10 protein-coding genes, 3 tRNA genes and 1 pseudogene are annotated in these 14,117 nt (G+C 36.9%); 5 read left to right on the forward strand and 9 right to left on the reverse strand.

Annotated elements, in window-relative coordinates; genetic code table 11:
* From CIK86_RS12615 to CIK86_RS12635, 5 genes are all read left to right on the forward strand, one after another.
* Window positions 1-786, forward strand: a complete 786-nt coding sequence (locus CIK86_RS12615; protein ID WP_086994775.1) for a Wadjet anti-phage system protein JetD domain-containing protein — start codon at window positions 1-3, stop codon at window positions 784-786.
* Complete coding sequence (locus tag CIK86_RS12620) at window positions 779-3,694, forward strand: hypothetical protein (protein ID WP_086994778.1); 2,916 nt, start codon at window positions 779-781, stop codon at window positions 3,692-3,694. The genes CIK86_RS12615 and CIK86_RS12620 overlap by 8 nt, the downstream gene beginning before the upstream one ends.
* A complete protein-coding gene (locus CIK86_RS12625) occupies window positions 3,694-5,094 on the forward strand; it encodes a hypothetical protein (protein WP_086994781.1) in 1,401 nt (466 codons plus the stop codon). Before CIK86_RS12620 ends, CIK86_RS12625 begins: the two co-directional genes overlap by 1 nt.
* A 14-nt stretch (window positions 5,095-5,108) precedes the next feature.
* Window positions 5,109-5,717 carry a hypothetical protein gene (locus tag CIK86_RS12630; RefSeq protein WP_086994784.1) on the forward strand — a complete coding sequence of 203 codons (609 nt, stop codon included), beginning with the start codon at window positions 5,109-5,111 and terminating at the stop codon, window positions 5,715-5,717.
* Window positions 5,718-5,902: 185 nt separating this feature from the next.
* Window positions 5,903-6,952 carry a hypothetical protein gene (locus tag CIK86_RS12635; protein ID WP_086994787.1) on the forward strand — a complete coding sequence of 350 codons (1,050 nt, stop codon included), beginning with the start codon at window positions 5,903-5,905 and terminating at the stop codon, window positions 6,950-6,952.
* A gap of 195 nt (window positions 6,953-7,147) precedes the next feature.
* On the opposite strand, the gene CIK86_RS12640 is transcribed toward CIK86_RS12635, so the two are convergent.
* The 9 genes and pseudogenes from CIK86_RS12640 to nudE all read right to left on the reverse strand — a co-directional run bounded on the left by CIK86_RS12640 (window position 7,148) and on the right by nudE (window position 14,066).
* The gene (locus tag CIK86_RS12640) at window positions 7,148-7,960 is read right to left on the reverse strand and encodes a hypothetical protein (RefSeq protein ID WP_086994790.1); all 813 of its coding nucleotides are present in this window, start codon (window positions 7,958-7,960) and stop codon (window positions 7,148-7,150) included.
* Window positions 7,961-8,015: 55 nt separating this feature from the next.
* Window positions 8,016-9,785, reverse strand: coding sequence for a hypothetical protein (locus CIK86_RS12645; protein WP_217896475.1), 1,770 nt, complete (start codon window positions 9,783-9,785; stop codon window positions 8,016-8,018).
* 92 nt (window positions 9,786-9,877) lie between these two features.
* Window positions 9,878-10,729 (reverse strand): annotated as a pseudogene (locus tag CIK86_RS12650) (magnesium chelatase domain-containing protein); the annotation flags it as partial.
* Window positions 10,730-10,762: 33 nt separating this feature from the next.
* Window positions 10,763-11,377 carry a trimeric intracellular cation channel family protein gene (locus tag CIK86_RS12655; protein WP_011326851.1) on the reverse strand — a complete coding sequence of 205 codons (615 nt, stop codon included), beginning with the start codon at window positions 11,375-11,377 and terminating at the stop codon, window positions 10,763-10,765.
* A 700-nt stretch (window positions 11,378-12,077) separates the two neighbouring features.
* Window positions 12,078-12,154: transfer RNA gene (locus CIK86_RS12660), tRNA-Met, on the reverse strand.
* 60 nt (window positions 12,155-12,214) lie between these two features.
* A tRNA-Met gene (locus tag CIK86_RS12665) sits at window positions 12,215-12,291 on the reverse strand.
* 195 nt (window positions 12,292-12,486) lie between these two features.
* Window positions 12,487-12,563: transfer RNA gene (locus CIK86_RS12670), tRNA-Met, on the reverse strand.
* 152 nt (window positions 12,564-12,715) lie between these two features.
* The gene (cysQ, locus tag CIK86_RS12675; RefSeq protein WP_011326850.1) at window positions 12,716-13,501 is read right to left on the reverse strand and encodes a 3'(2'),5'-bisphosphate nucleotidase CysQ; all 786 of its coding nucleotides are present in this window, start codon (window positions 13,499-13,501) and stop codon (window positions 12,716-12,718) included.
* Window positions 13,494-14,066, reverse strand: a complete 573-nt coding sequence (nudE, locus tag CIK86_RS12680; protein ID WP_011326849.1) for an ADP compounds hydrolase NudE — start codon at window positions 14,064-14,066, stop codon at window positions 13,494-13,496. Before nudE ends, cysQ begins: the two co-directional genes overlap by 8 nt.
* Window positions 14,067-14,117: the final 51 nt, after the last annotated feature.

The raw sequence follows: 14,117 nt of genomic DNA on the forward strand, positions 1-14,117 counted from the left end.
ATGAGTTTATATCCATATTTAAAAGCTATAAAGTCAGGAAGAACAATAAACGCAGCGCGTTTTATAACGCTGCTTAAAAATGAGAATATAAACTTTGATTCTCTGGGTGTTGCTGAATTTGTAAGAGCTGAACGATATTTTATACACATTTCAAGTTTAGAACTTTTCGAGCAGCTGTATGAAAAACACACACCTAGCCGCTCACGAATACACGCTGCTAAACAAGGTAACTCTCATCGCCATAGCACAAATTCGACATACCTAATCGCAAAATTTGGAGCAACAGCTCAGGTTCATATCGGCATCAAATGTTCACCTGAAAAAGCTCCTGAAGAGATGTCTAGTTTTGACTATTTAACCCCTATTATTCTTATTGAGAACAGTGACTGCTTTACATTTTGTGAAGATTTTCTGGTAGCTATGGAGCTTGAAGATATAAGTCACGAAGCACTCATTATCTTTTCTTCAGGTAACGCTATTACTCATAAACAAACACAGCGCTTTTTATCACTATTTGAAAGAATATATTACTGCCCAGACTATGATCTTGCAGGGTTAGAAATTTTTGAAACATTATATAAAAAACTCGGCAACAAAATCATATTCACGATGCCTTCTGATCTAGCTTGTTACTACGAGTATTGTCAAAAGCCTGACAAGCAAAAAAAGTTTATAAATGCGCTAGATAAAGCGGAGCATTGGAAATTTACCGAACTGTCTTCTTTGTTTTCTAAAGGGTTAGGTTTTATTGAACAAGAAATCTTTTTAGGAGAAGAATATGAATAATAGGTTCTCTGTAAACTTAAAACGAATAATCGCTATTGACTCTGCTTCATTTGCTTATGTCGAGGTGCCATTGGATAATAACCTCGTCTTATTAGCGACGGGCAACTGGGGTAAAACTAGCATAGTAAATGCAGTACGCTTCTTCTTACTTCCTGAGCTTAATTTAAATGATTGCGATAAAAAGTTTGCCTTTAAAACTCCTGAAAGCTCAACAGAACAAGAATACTATACTAAAGATGAAGTGAAAAACTATTACTTTCAATCGACTCATAGTAAGTTGATCTTAGAAGTAGAGCACAAGCTTATTGGAGGCGGTACAAGACGTCATTGCCAGATAATTTCTGCTGGTAACAACTACAAACTCAACCGATTTTTTATAGCGTCTCCATTTGAGGATATTTTGCACTTGTTTTGGGACAAGTCAAAAGGAGTTAGTGGCGGAAGACCTGACTTGTTGCCTGGAGACAACCTGCTAAGTGCGTTAAAAGAAATCAACAAAGCTACGACACTCATCAGAAATATAGATGAACTCAAAAAACAACTATATCAAGTAGATGTTTTGCATCCTAATGATTGCCCATTTGTAATTTATCCTCTACATGATTTATCAAAAAATTCAATTGAATCACTTAGAGCGCTCGTGAAACTGCTTTTTAACCAAGATAGCAAGTCATTACAATTGATGACGGCGACAGTTATTGACTCTCAAGAACAAGGCTCCCTGCCTCTGGAAATAGATGTAAAACAGCTTATTTATGATCATGAACGGTTGAAGAACGAGCGCGCTGAATTAGACCAGCTAAAAGTCAATATTTCTGCTTTCGAAGAGTTAAACAACGAATTTGAAACTCAAAAAGCACAACAAACACACGAACTTGATTACGCTCAGCTAATGGTAAATGTTGACGCATTAAGGCAACACTATGAACAAAGACATCATTTTTTCTGTCAGAAAGTTACTCCTCTAAAATCAGCCTATGAAGAAGCTGATAAGCTGTTAAAGGAGAGCGAAAATGAACTTAGAATGACTTGCCATGATATCTATAAGTATGAAAAAGAGCTAAAACAACGCGAGTCAACTTTAGAAAAATGCAAGCTTATATGTCAACCATATGTAGGGCTTTCAACACCTGAAGTCATAGGAGCTTTAGAAGAGCACCTCCAAGACAGAGAAGAAAAGTTAAATCAGTATGCAGATGCAAATGCACGAAAGGTTAGGTTAGATAAACTTAAAATACTTATCAAACAGAAAACTGACACTCTTAAAAAGCTAAAAGAACGAGAAGATAACCAAGCTTTAGCTATCAAAGCGCAATTGACCGAAAGCGAAGTTAGGAAGCTGTATGCAATTAATCCATTATTAGTTAATGCAAACCCACGACGTTTACTCCATGAAGATGAGAAGTATTCGATTTCCAAGTTTCTTCAGCTATTTACTATGAATACAGTCAATCTTCAGTTTTTTGACGAAAATATTGACATTAATGCTTATAATGCTGAACTTTCAATCAGTGAACAAATTATTGACTGTGATGGTCAACTTAAAGACTATATCAATGAGGAAAAGGAACTCTTACGCTTCAATGATAACCCTACCTTACATAATGCATCAGAGGTATCAAGGGCTCAGAAAGAAATTGCTCTAACTAAAGAGGACTTGAGTATACTTAATAACTTTGAATTTTCATTTCAACGAAGAAATGAAGTCCAAGAGGAATTAGAAAAGTTACACAAGATTAAAGATATCCAAAAAATTGAAAAAGAAAAAAAACTTAAAGTCCTCCATAATTCACGTCAAGGATATGATAATGCAGAATCTGAGCGAGAAGCCGCGAACAAGTTCTGTAAAGACATTGCATTACTAAATGAAAGTATAGTGAATGATTGTTTGCGTTTTCCACGAGTAAAAAATCTTACAAAGTCACTTAAGCCCAATGAATCTCCAGAAAAAAGTCAAATTCCATTTATCGGAGAGCTTCAAACCTTTGCTCAAAAACTAGAGCGAAGCAAAGAAGCAAGAGAAGCTGTTTATAATCAGCTATTACAGTTTTGTGTAAAAGGAATATTAAAAGATGAATATGGGATCATGGAAAACAATCGCTCAAACTCGTCAATTAGCAAGAGTTTCGATGCTTTAGCCATAAAATTCCAAACTCTTGACCAATCTCAAAGCCAACTTGAAAAAGATACTGCATTGCACAATAGCTACTTGCGTAATCGTTTGGAGCGTTTGGACAAAACAAAAATAAAAATAGAGCAAGCAGTTCAGAGCATTAATGAAGAACTAGCCAAAGCAAAGATAAATGACTTAGAGGCTGTCAAACTTAAAGTTGTACTTAATGGCTCCTTTGATGACTTAGTCTTAGGTTGGCGAGAATTTGATGATTTGAATTCAGCTGCAACTTTGCCTACAAACTGGTATGCCAGACTACAGGAGTTTTTACATTCTGATGCAGTGAATAGCATTGATGGCAAATTGCGTATGGAAAACATTATCAAGCGAGTAAGCTACACGATCAAAAAACCTGGTGAAATTTGGGATGAAAAAGCACAATCAACTTCAACACAAATTCTGATTAATATGCACTTTGCTGAAATATTCATTCAAAAGTTATGCGATGATATCTGCACTATTTCATTTCCATTGATCTTAGATGAAGTTGGCACAATCAGTACCGAACAAATTCCACCACTCATAAAAATTCTCAACGAAAAGGGTCACATACTTATCGGTGCAACCACTCATGGAAAAAGCGCGGATCTGATAGATGCATTTGGGCAATACCTATTCATGGATGAGATGAGTACAGCTGAACCTTATGATTTAAAACGTGTTAAAACATGCTTTTCACCCGAGCCAGAGTTTATTCGTAAGCATGAAACTCAACTTCACTTTTTGGAGGCATAGTGGCGAGTAAAATCACGAATAAACAATTTAGCACACTAGAAACTCTTCAGCGATTGCTGCGCTACCGAGAGGTGATGTTCAAAGCTATAGAATTTGCCGACATAAATCATGCTGGGGCAATCCCTGAAACAGTATTTTATTCATTCGTAATAGCATTAAAGGAACAACTACCTAATGAACAAGCAAATGAAGTGAGCTTATTGTTTAATATAGACAATCTACTACAAGCTCGAATAATTAATGATCGTCGTAACGTTGATGGAGTTACCAAGTTATTATTCAACACAAGCGTATTTGAAGTATTCCGATTATGCCGAGTAAGCTTGTACCGTCCCTTAACAAAAGTGTCATTAAATGCAGCCATGACACCACTATGGTCTTTGATGCGACAGGTTCAACGTGGTAAGTTAAGTACTATACTTGGAACAGATGATTACCTAGAGTGGGTTGACGATTTGGTATATCGTGTAAGCGATTTACTAGGAAAGATTCGAGCAAATATTGCAAAACTTCAAAATGTCGGTATTGAATTTGAAAAAGCAGCTACAGCAGATCCTCAAGGCTTTTCTCAACTGGATGTGAAGCGAGAATCTTTCAGCATGGCAGCTAAATTATATCAGCGAGAAATAGACCCGTTAAAGTTGTTCCTTGATAAGCATACTCGTTATGAAGAAGGTGATGGAATTTTTCTTACTTTGGAATATTTCCGTTCTTTTTTCAATACAGTAAATGATACAAGCCGCGCATACTTGATGTTGAGTTATGAAGTACAATATCTAGACCTGTTTTCACCAATTAAACAAGTCGCTAACCAAGTAAGTATCTACCTCCAAAAAACAGAACAATCATTACATGAGCACAGTGCAATCGACCATGCATATTCAGTTCTCTTAGGGGCCTATGAAAAAACCCTTGGGAGTGATCTGCGGAACAAATTTATTGATATATCTGACCTAAAGCCTTTAGGCATGTCAATTCAGTGCCCAACTCTATATAGAATAGCACCCTTTCGTACGGAAAAATCTCCATCATTTTTGAATGTTGCCTTCAATGAGCTAGCTGCGCGAGTCCAGAACTATGCCCCCGACAATAGTGAGAAAGTACTGCTCTCCGAGAGTATCAGTAAGGAAGCAGCTCAAAAATTACAGTACTCTCAACGCTTGGCTAGATGGGTTGATAATTTTGACTGGCCCTTAAATACAGACTTTTTAGCATTAGCATATAAAGAACTAAATCAGAAATGGCCAGATTTTAAATTAGCGGACTTATTTGAAATACAATCTAGAGTTATTAACTCAACCAAATACCAGTTAGAGTTGAAAAATCAATATCAAAAGTTAGTGGATGATACATACGAGGTACAATATAGGGTACGTCATCTAGTTTTGTTAAGTAATTAATAAAGGATAGTTATATGAATATTGAACGTAATACATTTTTAGACGCTGATGAACTTCTATCCCAAAAAATTTATCGTGCTTTTTATACTGGTAGCGTCATTAATAGAAAAGAATACATAACATCACAAGCCAAACTTTTAGAATCAACTCTTTATCTTGAAATTCGCAAGCATGAGAACCACTACAATTGCCTTTACCGGCATTTAGGTTATGAGCTCATTCATGACGAAAGTGGAGAATTTTTTTCTCTTAAATCAATAGCTGAAAGTGAAAGTGAAGATGCGGTATTCGATGAAACATCTTTAAAAATAATTGCGATATTAACATTAATAAGTCGATTTATGACACAGCGTGGGCAACCGCTTGCCTTGTTAGAAGAGCCTGTACAAGGAATTACAGGAAATGATGTTGCTGCATTGTGTAAGGATGAAACAACAGGTGCAATATTTAAAGCTTTGAAGCTAAAAACTCCAATAGATGCTCTTGAGTTTATCAAAAAGAGAGGCTTTGCTTTTCGGGTAAGTCATAGTAGATATGTTTTAAGTAAGGGGGCTATGAAAATGATTAATACCCTAATAGATCGAGAAAAAGAGTTATCTTTATCAAACAGCTTGGTTCAGTAACAATCCCCTTAAGAGTTCTATGTTCGTTTACTAAGGTTGGGTGTATACTTTTTCCTAATAATTTTACTGAGACAATAATCTTTGTAATTTATTATATTGATATATGTGCGACATCAGTAGAAGTGGGCTAAATTCACGTATTTTTAGTTACCCTTCAAAAAGAAAAAATAGCTAGAGTGGAGTCCATGATTTATCAATTTCCGTCATATACAAAACAGATAATCGAACTGCTTAGTAAACAGGATTGGTTTATTCATTCATTTCCTTTGAATAAAAAGGAGGAAATCTATAATCCAGCTGGTTTTTTGCACAATTTCAAAAAACAACACACCGAGTACACAATCCATTTGGATCTAAATATATATCAATACGTGTTGAATGCATTTAAAAAATCAAAAAATAACAACTTACATAGAAGTGCAATAGCTCTGGTGGTTTTTGCGAAGCTTACAAATGTAAAATTTGACCCTACGATAGCTATTTACGAAAAACTGAACTATAAAAATCAGTGTCCTGACGAACTAATTGATGACTTAATACTCTTCCGTCAGATTGATAATGCAGATATTGACTTGTTAGCTCTATTTTCTCTTGGACACACAAATAATATCGAACTACCTTATCCAGAAGAGCTAGAGCGATTACAGCTTAAAGCCCAACTAACCAAGTATCAAAAGCTTAAAAAATGGGATACATTATATGTGTTTGTCCTCAAAATAACAGAGTTGTACTTTTGTGAAAATAGTTTATCCAACGAGAGTAAGCTTGAGTCTTTCTGGTGTTGGTGCCATGAAGAGTTCTTATTTTCATTAGTCGCAACTTGCTTTGCAATAAAACTATTCGGTATGCAAAGCATCCCGAAATTAATGAAATATTCTCCAAAACTAACAGCGGAGGAAAATAAAAAGCACTTGACTAATATGACATGGGATTTATTTCTATTGGATAAATTTTTTGAGAAATGGGTGAATAAAACAGAACAGGAACAGTTTATTTATGCTAGTAATGATAAGCCATTAAAGGAAGTTTTAAAAATAGCTATTGAGGTGCAAAATAATGACAAGAAAGTAGATTTGAGTAAAGATTTGTCAGGACCGTTAATTAACTCATTTCTTATTACACTTGAAAAAATTATGACACAACAAGGCAGGCGTATTTCAATTGTGACTGATTTTAAGTCGTTTCGGGATGACATCATAGATGACTATGAGTGCTTACTTAAAGTCCGTGTATAAATCACTATAAGTATTAAAAGAGCTAGGTGGAGGTAGGGATTAAGCTTCATTAGAGCTCTAAAATAGATTGGCAGTTTTAATAATCGTACAAGCAAATAAGTACACTAATCAAAATTGGCTTTACATAGTCGTTGGTTAGGGTAACTAAACCTTTTAAAAATAGAGCTAAAGGTCGAAATTCGTTAAGGTAGACTTTTACGAATTCCCCTTAAGCCAATCAATGGCACTTGTTGCTATAATAAATACAAAAGCAAGCTGAGTAGCTCTTATCAAAAACACTTCTATGCGAGATTTCCATTTATTTAGAATAATAGTATTCCCTTTATGATAATCCAACGATGAATTCTGTTTATCAATAGTCTGCAATAATCTATTTCGCTCAGAAAAAAGATGTTGAAACCCTTTTTCTAATGAGATTTCTTCAACCTTTTCTTCATTCCATGATTTAGGCAATAAATCAAAATTAATTAAGGCATGAGCATGTTCTATCATATTCCATGCATCTGGATTGTCTTTGTGCCCCTTTAGTGTGCAACCGATATTTTTGTAAAAATGATTACGTAAAGTCCTCTCTTTATGATCCTTCCCCTGACTAGCAGCCAAGCTAAAAAAAAGCTCTCCAACAAAGTTATGATCAACTTTACTTTTGAGTTGGTTGAGAATTTTTATCATCATATATTTTCCCAAACCTCTATCTTTTGCCCAAGGTGTATCAACATAAAAATGCTTTGTATTTATATAGTACTTGTTGTCACCATAACGGCTCATCGTGATATCAAAACTCGGATTTTCAATCACTCTACCTTCATACCAGCATTCTTCTTTTGAGGATTCAAAAAGACTAAGGTTTATAGACACTCGATATTTTTCTGAAACAGCTTTATCTACTGATGAAGTGTCTCTTATTTTCGCTAGACAATAGAAGGTTCCATCACAACCAGGCCTTTGAGTATGGGGATGTACATATAATAATTGATATGATGTATGATCTTTACGCGTTATAGTCACTATTTTCCTTTTTTTTGAATGTTAAACAATTACATTTTACTAAGGTTTTTGAATATTAAGTAGTCGTACTTAAGTTACCAATTCCATTTATAACCCAATTATTATTTACTCCTGGTCTATGGATAAACTTAGCCATATTTCCATTTTTAGAATTTACATAGTCAGAACCAATAGAGTTCAACGATACAATCTCAACTAGTATCTTAAGTAAAGTGTCACAACTACCATCACATATATCATCATTGAAAAATATAGAAATATCATCAACCTTATACACTACGCTACTAAATCCCGACCCTTTTTTACTTTCTGGAAAACTAAATATACAAAAAGCCTGCTCTTGGATATCAACTCTGATAATCAATGCATTCGGTGGATAATTAGTATCCAACTGGCTACATATTTTACTTAACGAGATCAGTCTAAAATCATCATTCTCTTTAAATCCACATTTAGGTGTATACCAACAAACTTTGGCTCCCAACTCTGTCCGTAGCCGTATTGCATGCTCCCATACAATATCCAAACGAGTTTTTTCATCATCACCTACATCGCTATATATAACGTCGTAGAAACAATTAGCCATACCTGTACCGCCTAATGCACCATATTTTTCACCAACACCAAAGTTTGTAGGTTCTTCGTAAGAAATTAGTTTTGTGTTCAGAAGGTTTTCATGGGTATTTATATCTTGAATTTTATTAATTTTCCGTTCTTGGCCTATTAACTTTAATTGCTCTATAACACTGGTAGTAACAAGGTTGTTTATAGGATTCAGGGCTGTATCCACTTGTTCCATTTCATGTTCACGCTCTTGTTTAATAGTGCGGTATTTAACAATATCACTACCATCAGACTCGGATAACTTAACTTTTTTAGTTACAGCTTTGGGCGCTAAACATAAGTTGATATCCTCTCCCTGAGGTACGGTCATACCCGTAATTTGCATACAAAGCACACTACGACCTAAAGATATTCCATAAAAAGAAAGTGTAATGGCTTGAGTATGCCAACAAGGAATTTTATATGTCCCATCATTACCTTTAGAATTCAATATCTGAAAGTTTAATTTTTTTATTTTGTTTTTTGTATAATTATCATATCTCAGATGATATAGAAAAGTAGCATCTTTATGTGATAGATTGCGCGGCAACACCACCGGCAACTCACAATCAACGTTAGGGTTGTCATTAAGCTTTAGTTTTTCTTCTACTTTTTGCCAATTATAAACTGAAAGAATACGATTAATTTCTATAGAGTAGCCATAATGAGTAATGAAAAATTGCAGTGGATGTATTGCATATTTAACGCCGTCATTTTCTATCGTCAATAACTGATTTTTATCCCATTCAAATTTATTAATATCACTCGAGTGGATGTACTTCTGAAATTCAAATGAGGGTGTTTCATTATTAAACCTAGCCCAAGCAATTGATTTAATGGACAGGTTATTTCTATCTTCATTAATAGTAACTGTATAGGTCTGCAACTTAAAACGTTGATTTGATATGCCGTTAAGCCAGATACTACCGAATGGTATTTTATGTAAGTAATTAATAGGAACTTTAACTACCACACAACTTTGATATTCGTCACCGTTTTTACCGATATAAGTGGGTTTAGTCAATTCGATAAACTTTACAGCGACTAAGGTGTTTGTCTTTTCAGTAACGAGTTTATAGTCATACCAAGTGGCAACATATTCGTGATTTTTTTTAAGAAAACCACTAACAGTATTTCTTTCAAAAAATGGAGATAAATCTGGAGAGCAAAACCACTCTTCTCTTTCTAAATGACTAGCATTAAAGTATGACAAAAATTCCAATTCCACATCTTATAATGATAACTGGATAATAACGCTTTTTTAGTAAGATGACATCTATTTGTAACTTTAGACAATTATTTGTATATTCAACACGAGCCACCGACTAATGCAACGGCAGAGCAGGTATGGTGAGGATTGCGAAATGGCCGTTGTCGCCAATTAGTTAAATCAATCGACTGGCCAATAATAGAATAAAGCGCCGCAGTAGCAATTGCTTCATCATCTGACATGGTTGGCATAATGGTTGCCATACGTTGAGCCAGCATTGACTTACCCGTACCAGGGGGTCCTAAAAATAGTAAGTTATGGCCTCCTGCAGCGGCAATTTCGAGTACTCGCTTTGCCCCAGGCTGGCCTTTCACATCACTTAAATCAAGCAAAAAATCAGGAGCTTGCGTGCAATCTGGGTATTGTATATTTAACGGCAGTGGTTGCTGATTAAGTAAATCACCCCACACTTCTGCAATAGAGCTTACGGCTTTGCGTTTAACCCCGTTAACTAAACTGGCTAAGCTATCATTTGCCAGTGGTAAAAAACAGCAACGGTCCTGCTCTTTAGCAGCAAGCACCGAGGGCAAAATAGCATTTACGCCACGTATCTCACCGTTAAGTGCCAGCTCCCCATAAAATTCATATTTATGAATGTCAGAGCACACTATTTGCCCTGAGGCGACTAAAATACCTACAGCAATAGCAAGATCGAATCGGCCACCGTCTTTTGGTAAATCGGCAGGGGCTAAATTAACAGTAATACGTTGATCGGGAAAACCAAACTTAGAATTTTCAAGTGCGCTACGCACTCTGTCTTTAGATTCTTTAACCGAAGCCTCGGGCAAACCGACAATATGAAAAGCAGGCAAACCATTACCTAAATGCACCTCTACAATCACTTCGGGGGCATTTATGCCCACCTGAGCACGAGAATATATGCGAGCTAACGACATTCCCTATCCTAATAAATACCCTTTAGCTTTAGTTTAGTCGGGATATTTAAAAACGTGTAATACAATACCCCATTTTATGGCTGCAAAACGCAGTAATAGAGTCATCAACATACTCAAAATCATCGCAACTTCAACGATAAGCGAAAAGTTAATACACAAGGTGTACACTATTCCCCCTGCTATACAGGTGGTTGCATAAAGCTCGCCCTTTAACAGCATGGGGATCTCTCGGGCAAGTACATCACGAATTAGGCCACCAAAACATCCAGTAATAACCCCCATAATCACTGCTGTCATATCTGGCATACCGGCAAGCAATGCTTTTTGTGTGCCCATCACGGCAAAAAAAGCTAAACCAAACGCATCGGCAATTTGTAAGTTATAGTGGGGTATGGTTCTTTGCTTATTTATTAGTCGCGTTGTTAGTAGTATTGCAGCTAAAATTGCAGCAAAATAACTTTGGTCGTGCAGCCAAAATACCGGAACATTTAATATCACATCGCGAACAGTTCCTCCGCCGATAGCGGTTACGGTAGCAAGTACAACAACACCAAAGCCATCCATCTTCTTTTCATACGCTACCAAGGTGCCCGATATGGCAAATACTGCAACACCTATTAGATCAAACCAGTGGTAAAGTTCTGTCATGCCTACTCTTGCTAAAATATTTACGTTACTGCTACATAAGCTACGCTAAGTTTGAAAAAATAACTACTTTTAGCACTAATTAAGCTGCTAAGTTCCTTTTATATTCAAAACTAGTCTATAAACCCTATGAGTTAAATTAACCTTTATAGCCGTTTATTACTCCTTCCTGATTAGCCAATTGAACGTGGTAAACAGTAAAGCGACGGCTTTTGGGTTGTAAGTCATTCGCCAAACTTTAGACATAAAAAAACACTCTTTAAGAGTGTCTGTTTATTCTTATTTATTTCAGTGGTTGCGGGAGCCAGGGTTTATGAAGAGCGAACGCATCACGCAGTGACGACGACCTTCGGGTTATGAGTCACTCACTAAATTTTAGACATAAAAAAACACTCTTTAAGAGTGTCTGTTTATTCTTATTTATTTCAGTGGTTGCGGGAGCCAGGGTTTATGAAGAGCGAACGCATCACGCAGTGACGACGACCTTCGGGTTATGAGTCACTCACTAAATTTCAGACATAAAAAAACACTCTTTAAGAGTGTCTGTTTATTCTTATTTATTTCAGTGGTTGCGGGAGCCAGGGTTTATGAAGAGCGAACGCATCACGCAGTGACGACGACCTTCGGGTTATGAGTCACTCACTAAATTTCAGACATAAAAAAACACTCTTTAAGAGTGTCTGTTTATTCTTATTTATTTCAGTGGTTGCGGGAGCCGGATTTGAACCGACGACCTTCGGGTTATGAGCCCGACGAGCTACCAGACTGCTCCATCCCGCGCCTGAAATTGTATACTTATTTAAAGTTGCTTACATTACAACTTAGCTTCCAATTAGAAATTGGTTGCGGGAGCCGGATTTGAACCGACGACCTTCGGGTTATGAGCCCGACGAGCTACCAGACTGCTCCATCCCGCGCCTGTATATTTTAAGTCTATCGACTACTTTATTTTATCTCTTAAGCTAGAGTTTACAGTAACCTCAATCCTCTAAAGGAAATTGGTTGCGGGAGCCGAATTTAAAACGACTACCTTTGCTGGCTAATGAAGAGCTGAGACCGACAAGCTTTTCCTTAACTAACATTTACAGTAACCTCAATCCTCTAAAGGAAATTGGTTGCGGGAGCCGGATTTGAACCGACGACCTTCGGGTTATGAGCCCGACGAGCTACCAGACTGCTCCATCCCGCGCCTGTAATTTCTTTAAAACAAATCCGTAATATTTACGAGCCTGCCTTGAAGAGAGCGCTACTATATAGGAATAAACATATAATGCAAGGCTTTAGTTATTATTATTGTTTAAGTGAACAAAAAGCAAGCAAGTGGTGTTATAAGCATTCCCATTAATGTGGGTTAATCATTTTTTGCCACTCCCAATCAGGGTGCCCCATTACAATGAAGTCTGGATTTTCAGTGCTTTCACGCTGATTATAAGTTAGTGGGTTAAACTCTGCATCGGTAATACTGCCGCCAGCTTGCTCAACTATAATTTGTGATGCGCCCGTATCCCACTCACCAGTGGGGCCTATTCTTAAAAAACAGTCAGCCTTTCCTTCTGCTACAATACATGCCTTTAAAGAGCATGACCCTAAAGCAACGGTAGTAAATTGGGCGTTAAGGTACTGGCTCACTGCTTCAATTTTTTGGCGGCGGCTCACTGCAACCGTTAAGTTATCGGGTGAGGCTACAAATATTTGCTTATCGCTACCATTTTTACGCTTAAATGCCCCATTATCGGCGCTCGCAAAATAGGTTACCCCTTTTGTTGGCCAATGAATAACTCCCAGCACAGGTTGGTTATTCTCAATGAGTGCTATATTTACCGCAAAGTCGCCACTTTCTAAAATAAATTCTCCGGTACCATCCATAGGATCAAGTAACCAATAACGTTGCCAATGCTGCCTATCGGCTAATGCTGGGATCGGTGTTTCTTCTGACATAATAGGAATATTGGGTGCTAATGCCTCTAAACCAGCCACAAGTACGTCGTTAGCAGCAAGATCAGCTTTAGTAACTGGTGTGTTGTCTAGCTTTTGCTCTTTGCCAATATCACCATTTTTATAAATAGCCATAATGGCATCACCAGCACGCTCAGCCAATAATATACAAGGCTCTAGTAATTTATTCATCAATGACTCCTGATGCTAAATACTGATCTAATAATAATAAAGCAGCTACACTGCGTGCTTCGGTAAAATCGTCTTGTGTTAATAATGACCGCCAATCGGTTAATGGCCACTTAACAACGACCAGTGGCTCTGGCTCATCACCGGGCAATGTTTGTGAATACAATTGTTTAGCGACCATAATGTGCATGGTGGTATTAAAATGACTTGGCGCTATAGATACCGCTTTTAATCGTTTTAGGTAATCTGCACCAAAACCAACTTCTTCTTTAAGTTCACGGTTAGCGGCTTGCTCTGGTGTTTCACCTGGGTCAATTAACCCTTTAGGAAAACCCAGTTGATAGTCGTTAGTACCAGCGCAATATTCTCGCACTAGTAGTAATTCGTTATCTTTAGTTAACGGCACAATCATTACTGCACCTCGCCCGCCGCCACGAATTCGCTCATATTGACGTTCTTCGTTATTAGAGAATTTAAGTTCTAAAGATTCCACGGTAAATAAGCGACTTTTAGCTACAACTTTATTACTGAGGATTTGCGGTGGTATAGGGTGCTTTTTCTGTGTCATTGGCGTTAATTTGCTATCATGGCAGTTGTGCTTAATCATAAACTTTTCACA

This window comes from Pseudoalteromonas sp. JB197, from assembly GCF_002332205.1.
Lineage (GTDB): Bacteria > Pseudomonadota > Gammaproteobacteria > Enterobacterales > Alteromonadaceae > Pseudoalteromonas > Pseudoalteromonas nigrifaciens.